Origin of the sequence: Nonomuraea sp. NPDC049269, assembly GCF_043197155.1 — a bacterium.
In the GTDB taxonomy this organism is placed as follows: Bacteria; Actinomycetota; Actinomycetes; order Streptosporangiales; family Streptosporangiaceae; genus Nonomuraea.
Window position 1 is genome coordinate 124,850 of record NZ_JBICSO010000008.1, and the last position, 12,608, is coordinate 137,457.

Annotated in this window: 14 protein-coding genes; 7 read left to right on the plus strand and 7 right to left on the minus strand. The window is 68.6% G+C overall.

The window, feature by feature from the left end; translation table 11 throughout:
* Positions 1-46 precede the first annotated feature (46 nt).
* The 3 genes from ACGFNP_RS39925 to ACGFNP_RS39935 all read right to left on the minus strand — a co-directional run bounded on the left by ACGFNP_RS39925 (position 47) and on the right by ACGFNP_RS39935 (position 2,489).
* A complete protein-coding gene (locus ACGFNP_RS39925) occupies positions 47-1,093 on the minus strand; it encodes a class I SAM-dependent methyltransferase (protein ID WP_393327752.1) in 1,047 nt (348 codons plus the stop codon).
* Between the two features lie 87 nt (positions 1,094-1,180).
* Positions 1,181-1,546 carry a darcynin family protein gene (locus tag ACGFNP_RS39930; protein ID WP_358336907.1) on the minus strand — a complete coding sequence of 122 codons (366 nt, stop codon included), beginning with the start codon at positions 1,544-1,546 and terminating at the stop codon, positions 1,181-1,183.
* A 55-nt stretch (positions 1,547-1,601) separates the two neighbouring features.
* A complete protein-coding gene (locus ACGFNP_RS39935; protein ID WP_393327756.1) occupies positions 1,602-2,489 on the minus strand; it encodes an NAD(P)H-binding protein in 888 nt (295 codons plus the stop codon).
* Positions 2,490-2,599: 110 nt separating this feature from the next.
* On the opposite strand from ACGFNP_RS39935, the gene ACGFNP_RS39940 reads away from it, so the two are divergent.
* Positions 2,600-3,544 (plus strand): LysR family transcriptional regulator, encoded by a 945-nt coding sequence (locus tag ACGFNP_RS39940; protein WP_393327759.1) that lies wholly within the window; start codon positions 2,600-2,602, stop codon positions 3,542-3,544.
* Positions 3,545-3,710: 166 nt separating this feature from the next.
* Here the strand turns inward: ACGFNP_RS39940 and ACGFNP_RS39945 are convergent, their stop codons facing one another.
* Complete coding sequence (locus tag ACGFNP_RS39945; RefSeq protein WP_393327762.1) at positions 3,711-4,712, minus strand: helix-turn-helix transcriptional regulator; 1,002 nt, start codon at positions 4,710-4,712, stop codon at positions 3,711-3,713.
* 54 nt (positions 4,713-4,766) lie between these two features.
* On the opposite strand from ACGFNP_RS39945, the gene ACGFNP_RS39950 reads away from it, so the two are divergent.
* From ACGFNP_RS39950 to ACGFNP_RS39960, 3 genes are all read left to right on the plus strand, one after another.
* Complete coding sequence (locus ACGFNP_RS39950) at positions 4,767-5,204, plus strand: VOC family protein (protein WP_393327765.1); 438 nt, start codon at positions 4,767-4,769, stop codon at positions 5,202-5,204.
* A 133-nt stretch (positions 5,205-5,337) separates the two neighbouring features.
* Positions 5,338-5,643, plus strand: coding sequence for an alpha/beta fold hydrolase (locus ACGFNP_RS39955; protein ID WP_393327768.1), 306 nt, complete (start codon positions 5,338-5,340; stop codon positions 5,641-5,643).
* Positions 5,601-6,014, plus strand: a complete 414-nt coding sequence (locus ACGFNP_RS39960; RefSeq protein ID WP_393327771.1) for an alpha/beta fold hydrolase — start codon at positions 5,601-5,603, stop codon at positions 6,012-6,014. The genes ACGFNP_RS39955 and ACGFNP_RS39960 overlap by 43 nt, the downstream gene beginning before the upstream one ends.
* Positions 6,015-6,064: 50 nt before the next feature.
* On the opposite strand, the gene ACGFNP_RS39965 is transcribed toward ACGFNP_RS39960, so the two are convergent.
* The 3 genes from ACGFNP_RS39965 to ACGFNP_RS39975 all read right to left on the minus strand — a co-directional run bounded on the left by ACGFNP_RS39965 (position 6,065) and on the right by ACGFNP_RS39975 (position 9,347).
* Positions 6,065-7,249 carry an NAD(P)/FAD-dependent oxidoreductase gene (locus tag ACGFNP_RS39965; protein ID WP_393327774.1) on the minus strand — a complete coding sequence of 395 codons (1,185 nt, stop codon included), beginning with the start codon at positions 7,247-7,249 and terminating at the stop codon, positions 6,065-6,067.
* A gap of 81 nt (positions 7,250-7,330) precedes the next feature.
* A complete protein-coding gene (sigJ, locus tag ACGFNP_RS39970) occupies positions 7,331-8,272 on the minus strand; it encodes an RNA polymerase sigma factor SigJ (protein WP_358336927.1) in 942 nt (313 codons plus the stop codon).
* A 67-nt stretch (positions 8,273-8,339) separates the two neighbouring features.
* Positions 8,340-9,347, minus strand: a complete 1,008-nt coding sequence (locus ACGFNP_RS39975; protein WP_393327776.1) for a DUF418 domain-containing protein — start codon at positions 9,345-9,347, stop codon at positions 8,340-8,342.
* A gap of 149 nt (positions 9,348-9,496) precedes the next feature.
* On the opposite strand from ACGFNP_RS39975, the gene ACGFNP_RS39980 reads away from it, so the two are divergent.
* The 3 genes from ACGFNP_RS39980 (at position 9,497) to ACGFNP_RS39990 (ending at position 12,581) form a co-directional block, all read left to right on the plus strand.
* The gene (locus ACGFNP_RS39980; protein WP_393327778.1) at positions 9,497-10,837 is read left to right on the plus strand and encodes an aspartyl protease family protein; all 1,341 of its coding nucleotides are present in this window, start codon (positions 9,497-9,499) and stop codon (positions 10,835-10,837) included.
* A gap of 146 nt (positions 10,838-10,983) precedes the next feature.
* Positions 10,984-11,511 (plus strand): hypothetical protein, encoded by a 528-nt coding sequence (locus tag ACGFNP_RS39985; protein ID WP_393327781.1) that lies wholly within the window; start codon positions 10,984-10,986, stop codon positions 11,509-11,511.
* A complete protein-coding gene (locus tag ACGFNP_RS39990; RefSeq protein WP_393327784.1) occupies positions 11,508-12,581 on the plus strand; it encodes a peptidoglycan-binding protein in 1,074 nt (357 codons plus the stop codon). Before ACGFNP_RS39985 ends, ACGFNP_RS39990 begins: the two co-directional genes overlap by 4 nt.
* The last annotated feature ends 27 nt before the right edge of the window (positions 12,582-12,608 follow it).

Below are 12,608 nucleotides of genomic sequence, written 5' to 3' on the forward strand. Positions count from 1 at the left end.
ACTACCGGCGAGTGCCGCACGCTAGCAAACGGAACCGACATTCGCTCTACGGCCGGATCTCGTAGACGAGGTTGAACGGGGTCTCCGCGGCTCTTCGGAACCGGGTGAAGCCCGCCTCACGACTCAGCTCGCGGATCCTCGCCTCGCCCGCCTGCGCGCCCAGCGCGTAGCCGCCCGGCTGGGACAGCGCGTTGGGCACGCAGAGGAACGTGGACCCGCTGTAGTACAGCCGCCCCACGGGGGTGAAGTTGTCCTCCACCGAATCGGCGGCGTACGGCTCGACCAGCAGCCACGCGCCCTCCGGAGCCAGCGCTTCCCGCACCCGCCGGGCGGCCCCCAGCGGGTCGCCCATGTCGTGCAGGCAGTCGAACATCGTCACCAGGTCATAGTCAGTGCCGGTGAAGGTGTGCGCGGTGGCCACCTCGAAGTCGACCCGGTCGGCCACCCCGGCCTCGGCGGCATGCTCGCGGGCCAGCTCGATGGACTCGGCGTGGTAGTCCGAGCCGACGACCGCGGTACGCGGGTACGACTGCGCGAGGAGGATCGAGGACGACCCGAGGCCGCAGCCGACGTCCGCGACCACGGTCCCCGCCTTCAGCTTCTCCTCAATCCCGTCCAGCGCCGGGATCCAGCTCGACACCAGCGCGGCCACGTAGGCCGGCCGGTAGAACGCGTCGCACCCGACGAAGACGTCTTCCACGTGCTCGTGCCAGCCGAAGCCGGCGCCCGTGCGGAACGCCTCGGTGATGCGCGGCTCGGCGCGCAGCATGCCCAGCGCGATGAGGTACGCCGCCGGTATGTTCGGGCCGGCCGGATCGGCCAGGCAGAACGCCTGTTCCTCCGAGAGTGAGAACCGGCCCGTCGCCGCGTCGTAGCCGACGTACCCCCCGGCGGCCTGCCCACGCAGCCATTCGGTGAGGTAACGCGGGTGGCACCCGGTGCGCTCGGCGAACTCCTCGGGAGTCGCGGGCCCCTCGGCGAGGGCGCGATACAGGCCGAGCCGGTGACCGATCACGACGGAGCCCGCCGCTTCGGTCGCCCCCAGGTCGCTGACGGCGCTGCCCAGGAACTCCGTCACCTTGTTCTGGTCCATCTGTGGTCTCCTCCCCGCAAGAGGACCCGACAGGGGTGAGTCTGCCCTGGCCACAGGCGTGTTACCCCGTGCAGGGTGGGCGGTGTGTCAGGTGGTGATGGTGGCGACGGGATCGAGGCCGTAGGTGCGGGCGTAGCCGTTCTCGGTGCCGACGAGGAGGTCGACGACCTCGAAGTAGCGGTCCCAGAATGCGGTTTCGCGCAGTGCGTCGATCAGGAGCTGGTAGGCGTGGTGGTCTTCCGCTTCCCACACCCAGACGTCGGTGACGCGCGCGGAGTAGAACTCCGTGTCGTAGAAGCGTGACCGGACGCCGCTGGTCCTGGCCTCGATCGCGGGCAGGACCTGGGTGGTGAAGGTGTCCGCACGTTCCTGGACGGTCAGGGCGAGCCACTCGGGTGTGGTCTTGACGAGCATGAACGCCGTGACCGGCGGTCCGGTTTCCTCAGCGGGCATCAGGACGCCTCCAAAGGTGTAGGTGGTCTGTGTTCCGGCGACGGGTGGTGGGCCCTCAGGAGAGGACGGCGGGCTTGAGGGTCTGGGCGCACCACTGCTCGAAGCCGGTGGGGGAGGCGGTGTCCGGGGTGCGGGCGACGCCGGCGTCGAGGCCCTCGTCCTTGGCTCGCTTCATGGCGACGACGCCCTGGACGAATGCCTCGTTGAGGCCGTAGCCGACGAGGGTGGTGTACAGCTCGTCGAGCGGCTGGCGTTCGTAGCGGACGGGGCGGCCGAGCTGTGCGGTCATGATGCGGGCCAGGTCGTTGGGGGACAGGTCCTCAGGCCCGAGGACCGGGACGCTGTCGGTGCCGGTCCACGAGCGGTCCAGCAGCAGGCCGGCGGCGGCGGCCGCGATGTCGGCGACAGCGACGAGGGGGGCCTTGCGGTCGGCGTCGACGGTGTCGGTGAAGACGCCCTTGTCGCGGATCGAGCCGGACTCCTCCAGGAGGTTCTCGAAGAAGGACGGGCTGGCCAGGGCCCGGTAGGCAACACCGGTACCGGCGATGAGGTCGTCCATGGCGAGAGAGGCGGTGACCAGACCGGCGCGGTCGGCGACCGGGGTACCGCGCCCGAGCGCCGAGACCCCGACGACGTGGCCGACACCGTGGACAGCGAGCGCCTTCACGGCGGGGCGGGTGAAGCCGCTGTAGGCGTCGTGCGGCGCCAGGGAGGCGTCTGGGGGGACGAGCCAGAAGACGGCGTCCGCATCTTCGAAGGCCCGGTCGAGGACCTCGGTGTCCGCGTGCGAGCCGGTGATCACCTCGACACGTCCGCGCGCCGCGTCCGGAAGCCGGGCGGGGTCGCGCACGATCACGCGCAGTTCCTCCCCCGCGGCGGACTCCAGGAGCTTAAAAAGCAGGTGACGGCCGATGTTCCCGGTGGGAGCGGTAATAACGATCATGAAAACCTCGCAGGTGCCGGATCGGTACGACTCCCATCCTGCGGAGGACGGCTGTGTTGCCACAATGGGAACTTCAGCATGGAATCATTGACTGAAATGGAATGATGCTGGTGAACAGCCCAGAGCCGGTCATCGACGCCAATCTCGCCATCGCACTGGACGCCCTACTGGCCGAGCACAGCGTCACCCGCGCCGCCGCCCGCCTGCACACCTCGCCCGCCGCCATGAGCCGCACCCTCGCCCGCCTCCGTCGCATCCTCCAGGACCCCCTCCTGGTCCGGGCCGGACAGACCATGGTTCCCACTCCACGCGCCCAGTCCCTGCGCGACGAAGCCGCCGCAGTGGTACGCAGCCTCGGAGCACTGCTCAGCCCCGGCACAGGCGTCGACCCCGCCAGCCTGCGCAGCACCTTCACCCTCCAAGCCGCCGACCTGGTCGCCGCGGCACTGGCCCCCGGACTGCTGCGACTGGCCCAGCAGGAAGCGCCGGGGGTCTCGTTCCGGCTCCGGGCCGAAGAACTGGAGGCCGGAACCACCCTCCGCGACGGCCGGATCGACCTGGAGATCGGATCCATCGACCACGTAGACCCCGAAACCCAGGTCGAAGAACTGGTCAGCCTCCGCATGATGGCGGCCGTCCGGCCAGGCCACCCCCTCACCGAAAGACCCCTGACCCCGGCCCGGCTCGCCGCCGCCCAGCACGTCGCGGTCAGCCGCCGCGGCCGGTTCACCGGCCCCCTCGACATCGCCCTGGCCGAGCAGAACCTCCACCGGCGGGTCAGCGTCGTCCTCCCCAGCCACCTGGCCGCAATGACCCTCGCCACCCGCAGCGACATCGTCTGCCTCGTACCTGCCGCACTCTCCGGCGCCGCCCCCTCACCCCTCACCGACGACGCCACCGCCCTCGGACTGTGCCTCCTCGACATCCCCCTGGCACTGCCACCACTGACCATCGGCATGGCCTGGCACCCCCGGCACACAGCCGACGGAGCCCACCACTGGCTCCGCAACGCCATCCGCCGAACCCTCCGCACACCCGGAAGCCAAACCACATGATCTGACCCAGGCACCGGGACAGCCGCGACCAGGAGGCAACAAGATTCGAGCGAGGCGCTGACACCAACAGGTCCTGCACAGCAGAAGACCACCCGATCGAACCACCGAACACCATGACCGGTGCGACACAATTCGGGCTGACCCGAGGAAGCCTTGCCGATACCAGTCAGACGCGAGGCGGACTTCGCCGGGCCGAGGACATGAGTCGGTTGGCGAGCTCCGCGACAAGGTCGCGGAGCTCGTCCGGTTGCTCGATGACGAACGGCCGGTCCAGCGAAGCGAGCACGCCCGGCAGCCAGTCAAGCCGTTCGGCACGGATCTCGACACGGGACCACTGCCTGGTGTCCGAATCTGCGCCGCTCGCGGACGGTGACTCCTCAACCACCGCGACGCTGGCCGGGAGCCGGGTGCGGATCTGCTCGGCTGTCCCCTGGATCCGCAGAATCACCTCGTGCCGGTACGGAGCGGTGGCGAGCCCTGTCAGGACGCGCTTCGCCGGATCGAGTCCAACAGGCGGCTCAAACGATCCGGGCAGAGTTCTCGTACCGGTAATGCGATCCAGCCGGAACGTCCGGTCCTCGCCGACCGCGGGATCCGCACCCGTCACGTACCAGTTGCCCGAGTGGGCGACGAGCCCGTAGGGGTGCAGCGTGCGTTCGCTGCGTCTGCCGTCGGCGGCGGTGTACCGGATCGAGATCGGCCGGTGATGGCGCACCGCGTCGGCGATCGAGAGCAGGACTCCGGTCTCCGGGGCGGTCGACTCGCCGGGCGGAGCCGTGAAGGCGAGGGAGTCGAGCACGGCGTCGAGTCTGCGGCCGAGCCGCTCTGGCAGCACCCGCCGGATCTTGGCCGCTGCCGTCTCGCTCGCCGTGCCGGTGGCCGTCATCAAGCCGGCCCGCCGGCCCGCGACCAGGCCGAGCAGCACGGCGAGCGCTTCGTCGTCGCTCAGCATGAGCGGCGGCATACGGTAACCGCGGGCGAGCCGGTAACCGCCGTAGCGGCCACGCACGGACTCGACGGGCACGTCGAGGTCGATGAGGTGGTCGATGTAGCGCCGCACCGTACGCTCATCGACGTCGAGCCTGTCGGCGAGTTCGGCCAGGGTTCGAAGGCCTCCCGCTTGCAGGAGCTCCAGCAGGGCGAGCACGCGGGCAGTGGGTCGGGACATGTTCCTAAGCGTCCTGCAGATACTGGGCGGTTTCTGTCCAGTATTGCTCGTAGCGTGTGGTCAGAAGCACTGACCTACCTGGAGAGAACCGCCATGAACCTCGTCTCGATCCGCATCATCACCGGCGATGTCGCCCGCCTCGTCGGCTTTTACGAGCGCGCCACCGGAGTCCAGGCGAGCTGGTCCAACGATGACTTCGCCGAACTCAACACCGCCTCGGCCACCCTCGCGATCGGCAGCACCCGTACCGTGCCGCTGTTCGCGCCTGGCTGCGCCGATCCGGCCCAGAACCGCAGCGTCATCATCGAGTTCCTCGTCGACGACGTGGACAGCGTGTACGCGAAGCTGACCGGCTTCGTGGCGGACTTCGTCAACGAGCCCACGACGATGCCTTGGGGAAACCGTTCGCTCCTGTTGCGCGACCCCGACGGCAACCTCGTCAACTTCTTCACCCCCGTCACCCCGGCCGCCATCGAGAAATTCGCTCGCTGACGATCCGGGGCTCGATGCCGACAGGAGTCAGCGGCAGCCGAGATAGCGGCTGTCCTGGTCCAGCGGGTCTTACGTCTGGCAGCCGTCCGCTGATGGCGGCTATCGCTCGCGGTACCTGTCCCGTATCCACTCCGTGTACGTCGAGACGCCGGTGGCGCGCTTCCACTACACCAAGACGGGCAGCGGATCGCCGGTCGTCCTGATCGCGGGCGGGGCCCAGTGGCAGTACTCCTATCGTGACACGATCCCCGTCCTGGCCAGGGAGCACACGGTCTACGCCGTAGACATGCCCAGTCAGGGTTACACGACCGGCAAGGATGACTTCGCCTACGACCTGCCGGCCATGTCCGACGCGCTGGGCTCGGGCTGGCCAAGGAACCCGCCTCACAGACGGCGTTGTTCGCCCTTCCCGTCGTCGGTGAGCTGGCCGTCAAGCTGATGGGCCGCTCCGACTTCGAGAAGAGCCTGCGCACCGCTTTCGCCGACCAGGACCGGGTCAGCGGTGAGGTGGTGGATGAGACCTGGCACTGGATGTCCAGGCCCGAAAAGCGGGAGGCCTTCGTGAAGCTGGTCCGCCGCCAGGACTACACCGCTACCGATGCCGCGCTGGGCACGGTCCGGGCCGAGACGCTGGTCGTCTGGGGCGAAGCCGATGAGTGGCTGCCCGCCTCCTATGCCACCGAGTACGGCAAGCGCCTCCAGAACGCCACCGTCAAGATCATCCCAGGCGCCGGCCACAACGTCCACGAGGACAACCCCGAGATGGTCAACCCGCTACTGCGAACCTTCCTCACCGGTACCACCAGCTAAGCCTGTGGGCCGCGGTCACAACCCTCGTGCGTGCGATCTGCGGGCTGTGTTCATGCAGTCTTCTGCTTGAGCGTCTGCTCATGCGTAACGCGGTGCTGCCGGGTCGGCATCCCCAGTGTCGGGTTGGCGACGCTCCATGCGGCGCTCTTGCAGACCAGTTCCTTGTAGGCGGCGGCCAGCCGGCCGCGCAGGACCGACTGCTTGGCGCGGTCGTCGGCTGTGACGAACTGGATCAGGCCCTCCTTGCGGCCCAGTGAGATGCACTGGTTGGCGTAGCCGATCGTCTTGTCCGGGACCTTCCGGCCGGTCAGGCGCGCCGCGATGACGTCGGCGGCCAGCCAGGCGGTGGGGATTCCCGAGGCGCACGACATCCGTAGCGGCTTGTCTCCGGCGCCCATCGCCATGGCCGCGTCGCCGACGGCGTACACATCGGGGTGCGAAACCGAGCGCATGGTCCGGTCGACCACGATCTGGCCGGTGCCGGAAACCTCCAGGAAGGTTGCCTTGGCGATCGGGTGGACCGCGAAGCCGGCGGTCCATACGGTGACCGCGGCGGGGATGATCCTGCCGTCGGCGGTGGTGACGTGGTCGGCTTCGACCCCGGTGATGGCGGTGTGTTCGTACGCGGTGATGCCGAGCTTGCCGAAGACCGTCAGTAGATGTTCGCGGCCCTTGGGGGAGAGCCAGTCGCCGAGGCTGCCGCTGGCGGCGAGGGCGACGTCGAGGTCCGGGCGGGCTTCGGCGATCTCGGTTGAGGCTTCCACGCCGGTGAGCCCGCCGCCGACCACCACCACGGTCTGTCCGGCATCGAGGCTCGCCAGGCGCTCGTGTAGCCCGAGTGCTCCGGTACGGCCGGCGATCTGGTGAGCGTGCTCGGCGGTTCCGGGTACGGCTTGGCTGTTCCAGCCGCTGCCGAGGCCGTACACGAGGGTGTCGTACTCCAGCTCTTCCGCACCGTTCGCGCCGGTGATGGCGACGGTCTTGCGGTCGACGTCGACGCCGGTGACCTGCGCGAGCCTCAGTTCGACGCCGGTGCCGGCGTAGATCTCGCTGAGTGGCCGGGGCTTGAGGTCCTGGCCGGTCGCCAGCTGGTGGTTGCGGACGCGTTCGACGAAGTCAGGCTCGGCGTTGACGAGGGTGATGGCGACGTCCTCGCGGCGCAGCCGCTTGGCGAGGCGGCCGGCGGCGCTGGCTCCGGTGTATCCGGCTCCCAGAACGATGATGCGGTGCTTCATTTCGGGCTCCTGTCCGGTTCGGATTCGTCACTTGAACCGGATGGCTCGCCGTTTCCTGACAGGCGCGCGATGTGAGACACGTCACATGACGAGCAGGGGCTCCCCATGGCTTGCCGCCGCCCATTGCTCGGTCGCGCGTTCGAGCTTGTCGGGGTTTGCCTGGGTACGGCAGGCGGTGATGCCCTCGGCGGTGACCTCCAGGCACAGGATGGCGACGACCCGGCCCGCCACGACGGCCACAACGGCGGGCTCGCCATTGGCGGTCCAGGCGTATATCTCGGGCGAGCCGCCGACGACGGCGCGCTTGGCCTCGGCGGGCTTGAACAGGCCCCACATGAACTTCGCGACCGCGACGGCTCCCTCGAACGCCTTGGTGCGTGCCGGAACCTTCCCTCCGCCGTCGCCGATGGAGATGGCGTCCTTGGTGAGCAGGCGTACGAGCTCATCGGTCTGGCCACTGGTGGCGGCAGCGAGGAACTCCTCGACGATCCGCCGGGCGGCGGCTTCGTCGATCTCGGCGCGGGCCTTGCCGTACGCGACATGCTTCTTGGCGCGGTGAAAGATCTGCTGGCTGGCTGCCTCGGTGATGGCGAGGATCTCGGCGATCTCCCGGTGCGGATAGTCGAACGCCTCCCGCAGCACGTACACGGCCCGTTCGTTGGGGGACAGGCGCTCCATGAGGGTGAGGACCGCGTACGAGACCGATTCGCGCTGCTCGGCGGTGTCGGCCGGGCCGAGCATCGGGTCGCCGGCGAGCAGCGGCTCGGGAAGCCATCGGCCCACGTAGGTCTCGCGGCGCGCCCGCGCGGAGGTGAGCTGGTTGAGGCACAGGTTGGTGAGCACCTTCGTCAGCCAAGCCTCGGGGACCTCGACGCGGTCGACGTCGGTGGCCTGCCAGCGCAGGAACGTCTCCTGCACGACGTCCTCCGCCTCGTCCGCGGAGCCGAGGAGACGGTAGGCGATGGCCCCCAGACGGGGCCTCGACAGCTCGAACCGGTCGACGTCATCCACCGTCAAAGGCATGACCCGATCCTAACGGTGTGGTGGTCACCCAGCCCGTCCACACCAGATGAGCCGCCGCTCTAGCCGCTCAACGAACGCTGAGGGGCGGGCGGTGCGCCCAGGTCGCCCAGCGCCAGAGCCACTCGATGGGGCCCTGGCGGTAGCGGCGCAGCCAGAGGGTGGACAGAAGCCACTGGGCGGTGAGGATGGCTCCCGCGGCCAGGAACGCCGTCTGCGAGGACTGGCCGATCGGCAGGCCGAGGAGTCGGCTGGCCGCCAGGACGAGGAGTGTGGCGGTCAGATAGTTGGTCAGTGCCATCCGGCCCAGTGGCGCGAAGAGAGCCTGCAGCACCGGTCGCAGCGGCGTTCGGAGCAGGACCAGCAGGGCACATACGTACACGCCGATGAACAGCAGCTCGGCCAGGCCGGAGGTGAAGGACGGCTGCGTCGTGTCCGCCTCGGTGTGCATGGCGGCCTGTACCCATAGGACACAGGCCACCGCCGCCGCGAAGCCCAAGCCCAGCAGGAGCGGACCTCGGATGGACCGGTCGATCTTTTCGACGACCCCGTAGCGGACCAGTGCCGAGCCCAGCAGGAACAGTCCGGCGATCAGCAGGGGCCCGCCCCCGTTGATCAGTGACACCGGGATGAGTGCGGCGGCGAGGCCGGCCACGGCCCATCGCGGCAGCCAGGTCGAGGGCAGCAGCACCAGCACGCCGACGATGGCGTACTTGGTCAGGATTTCGCCCGGCCACAGCAGCATGTGCACGAGGCCGATGGCGAGCATCGCCACGAGGCGGCGCAGCAGGACCAGCCGTGGGCGGGGGACTCGGTTCGCGGCGGAGCCCAGCAGCAGGGAGAACCCGATACCGAACAGCAGGGAGAAGGTCGGGAGCCCGAGCCAGGGGTCCCAGTCACCCATGGGCTTCGTCGCGACCGCGGTGCCGTGGTTGGCGATCAACTGGATGTTGGCGAGCAGGATCTCGCACAGCGTGAGCCCGCGCAGCACGTCGAGCGCGATGATCCGGGATCGACCGGAGGAGGGCGCAGCCGGACCCGTGGGATGAGATTGCGGGGGGAGATCTTCGCGTTGCATGGGGCCTCATCCTGCAAGGCCGCCCCGAGGAGGGCACGGGTCGAAAGCAGGATTCACGACGGGCAAGGGGGTACTTTCGGCCGGTTCATCTACACCTTCCACGAGGCAGGAAACGGGGAAGAAACAGGCTGCTGGCTTCAATGCCTCCCATGACTCGACACCGATCAGCGTCGACATGGTTCGACGACGAGAGCATGGATCGGCGTAAGTTCCTGCGGCGGGCCGGTCTGGCCGTCGGCGCCGGCGTGATGCTCCAGCAACTGGGGGCGCCCCGGACGAGCGCGCCGCTCTCCGTGGCCTTGAGTTCCGCGACATCGGGTATCGACCCCGACCAGCTTTTCAAGAGCGGCGAGTTCAAGCAGGCCGATCGGGGCTATGCGTACCTTCTGCGTAAGGATCCCGGCAACGCGCACGCCGTGGCGCAGCGCGGACGCATCGCGCTGCTGTCCAACCAGTTCGAAGACGCCGAGAGGTTCCTGACCAAGGCCATCGATCTGGCCCCTGGCGACAACTTCTCGAAGCGGCAACTGGCGGAATGCTTCGTCCGGCAGGACAAGGTCGCCCGCGCGGTTCCGCTGCTGCGGGGCACCGGCGATCCGAGTGACGCGGCATTCGCCACCCAGTACGCCGCCGTGTCCGGCACGCCGTATGAGCTGCGGGGCGCGCAGCAGACGCGCGTTCCCTTCGTGTGCGTCGATCCGCTGCCCTGCGTCAAAGGCGCGGTGAATGGGGGTGAGCAGAAGAACTTCCTCATCGACACGGGGGCGACGCTGGCCTTCTCCACGGAGATGGCGGAGCAGGCCGGTCTGCGCGCGGTGTCCACCAGCACGAGTCATCCCGCCGGGCAGACCCTCACGACATATCACGGCGTCATGGAGTCGTTTCGGCTGGGTGACATCGTGCTGCGCAATGTTCCGGTCGTCTGGTACGACCTGAGAATGCCGAACCTGCCGGACGGCTCTCGGCCCTCGGGCGTCATCGGGACCACGCTGCTTTATCACTTCCTGGCCACGATGGATTATGCGAAGCAGGCGCTCGTCCTGCGGCGGAAGACGGGAGCACAACTGCGGGAGTTTCAGCTGGAGGCCAGGCGTGCCGAGGCCGATCGGCTGCCGTTGTGGCTGGCGGGTGACCATGTCCCCTGCACGCTGGGCAGCCTCAACGATTACGGGCCACGGGTGGCCTCCCTCGACACGGGAGGCATGGGCATGGGCGTCATGACGACCGAGGAGAACGCGAAACGAGCCGGTATCGAGATCGACTACGAACACCCGACGCCAGGCGGCGGGATGACGAGCTACCCGATCACTCCGGCCAGGATAAGACTCGGCCGCAAGGTCGGCCGGAACATTCCCGGTGTCGTCGGCGGCTGGCCGTGGCTTGAGCTTTTCGGGTTCGAGACGATCGCCAACTTCACCCATGAGTTCTTCAAGCCCTACGCCATCACCTTCGACTACGCCGACATGAACTTCTATATCGCGAGCAGGTAGCGCGCGCCCTTCACGGAGTCCTCGGGTGGTGATCCCCCCGAGGGCTCCGTTCGCGTTTCCGGGTGTTGAAACGCTTCTCGGTGCTCGGTCCAAGTAGAGACGTGGGGGCGAACGACATACCTAAAAGCCACCCAACAAGGAGAGATATGCGCATCCGTCTACTGCTGGCCGTGCCCGTACTGGCCCTGGCCCTCACCGCGTGCGGTGCGAAGGCCGGTGAGGGGGACGTCGCCAGCGCGAGCGGCAGCACAGCCAGTCCCGCAGTGTCGAACTCGTCCTCGGCGTCGGCGTCCACCGACAGGCAGGCGGCGGGGCTCAAGTTCGCCCAGTGCATGCGCGAGCACGGTGTGGACATGCCCGACCCCGAGCCCAACGGCCCGGTCGCCATTCAGCAACGCCCGGGGGAAGAGCAGAAAGTGCAGAAGGCTCAGGATGCGTGCAAACAGTTCATGCAGGCCGCGGTAGGCGAGAAGGGGAAGGGGCTCGATCCGCAGAAGCGGGACCTGCTGGTCAAGTTCGCCCAGTGCATGCGCCAGCACGGCATCGACATGCCGGACCCCACCGCAGACGGGCGGGTCGAGTTGAATGTTCCACAAGGAACCCCGGAGCAGAAGGTCAAGGACGCGCAGGCGGCGTGCAAGCAGTTCGCGGGCGACATCCCGCTCGCGAAATGAGGAAGGTCCTCGCGTTCAGCGGTGCCGCCCTGCTCGCGGCTGCGGCTGGCTGGGCGGTGTTGGCCCTGCTCGACGGTGGCGGCACCGGCACTGGCACGGCCTTGTCCAGAAAGGCCCCGGTTCCGGCCACCGCGGCGATCGCCCGGCAGGATCTGGTGGACACGAAGACCGTGGACGGCGCGCTCACCTACTCCGGTGAGCGCCTTCTGACCGGCGGCGTCGCCGGCACGGTCACGTGGGTGGCCGCGGAGGGCGCGGTGATCCGACGTGGCCACCCGCTGCTCAAGGTCGACCGGAAGCCGCTCGTGCTGATGTACGGCAAGCTGCCGCTCTACCGGCGGCTGGAGCAGGGCGTCAGCGACGGCCCGGACGTCGAGCAACTGGAGCGCAATCTGAAGGCGCTCGGCTACGGCGACTACCTGACCGTGGACCAGCGCTTCACCTACGCGACCTACCTGGCGGTCAGGCAGTGGCAGGACGACCTGGGTCTACGGCGGACGGGGCAGGTGGACGCGGCGCAGGTCGTGTTCGTGCCCGCCCCGGTCCGGGTGACCGAGACGAAGGTCGAGGTCGGCGGGCATACCGGCCCGGGTCAGGGGGTGCTCACGGTCAGCGGCATCCGGCGGCTGGTCCATGTGGATCTCGACACCGACTACCAGGAACTGGCCAGGAAGGGTGCCAAGGTCGGCGTCAAGCTGCCGGGCGGCGAGCGGATCACCGGGAAGATCACCTCGGTGGGTACGGTCGCCAAGTCCGCCCAGTCCGGGCAGGGGCAGGACAGCGGCGAGACGACCGTCGATGTCGACATCACGCTGAGCAGGACGCCACATACCAAGCTCGACCAGGCCCCGGTCGACGTCGAGCTGGAGAGCGAACGTCGCAAGGGCGTGCTCGCCGCGCCGGTCGAGGCATTGCTGGCGCTGCGCGAGGGCGGGTTCGGCGTCGAGGTCGTCGAGGGTTCCGCCACCAGGATCGTGCCGGTGCGGGTCGGCGCGTTCGGCAGCGGCAAGGTGGAGATCAGCGGCCCGGGCATCGCGGAGGGCACGAAGGTCGGGGTGCCCGCCCCATGAGCGTTCGGGAAATGAGCCTTGGGGAAA

Bases quoted from the DNA above. Each gene is read 5' to 3' on its own strand.
- ACGFNP_RS39965 (WP_393327774.1), bottom strand. From the start codon at position 7,249: ATGAAGCACCGCATCATCGTTCTGGGAGCCGGATACACCGGAGCCAGC.
- ACGFNP_RS39975 (WP_393327776.1), bottom strand. From the start codon at position 9,347: ATGCAACGCGAAGATCTCCCCCCGCAATCTCATCCCACGGGTCCGGCT.
- ACGFNP_RS39935 (WP_393327756.1), bottom strand. From the start codon at position 2,489: ATGATCGTTATTACCGCTCCCACCGGGAACATCGGCCGTCACCTGCTT.
- ACGFNP_RS39925 (WP_393327752.1), bottom strand. From the start codon at position 1,093: ATGGACCAGAACAAGGTGACGGAGTTCCTGGGCAGCGCCGTCAGCGAC.
- ACGFNP_RS39985 (WP_393327781.1), top strand. From the start codon at position 10,984: ATGCGCATCCGTCTACTGCTGGCCGTGCCCGTACTGGCCCTGGCCCTC.
- ACGFNP_RS39945 (WP_393327762.1), bottom strand. From the start codon at position 4,712: ATGTCCCGACCCACTGCCCGCGTGCTCGCCCTGCTGGAGCTCCTGCAA.
- ACGFNP_RS39980 (WP_393327778.1), top strand. From the start codon at position 9,497: ATGACTCGACACCGATCAGCGTCGACATGGTTCGACGACGAGAGCATG.
- sigJ (WP_358336927.1), bottom strand. From the start codon at position 8,272: ATGCCTTTGACGGTGGATGACGTCGACCGGTTCGAGCTGTCGAGGCCC.
- ACGFNP_RS39930 (WP_358336907.1), bottom strand. From the start codon at position 1,546: ATGCCCGCTGAGGAAACCGGACCGCCGGTCACGGCGTTCATGCTCGTC.
- ACGFNP_RS39990 (WP_393327784.1), top strand. From the start codon at position 11,508: ATGAGGAAGGTCCTCGCGTTCAGCGGTGCCGCCCTGCTCGCGGCTGCG.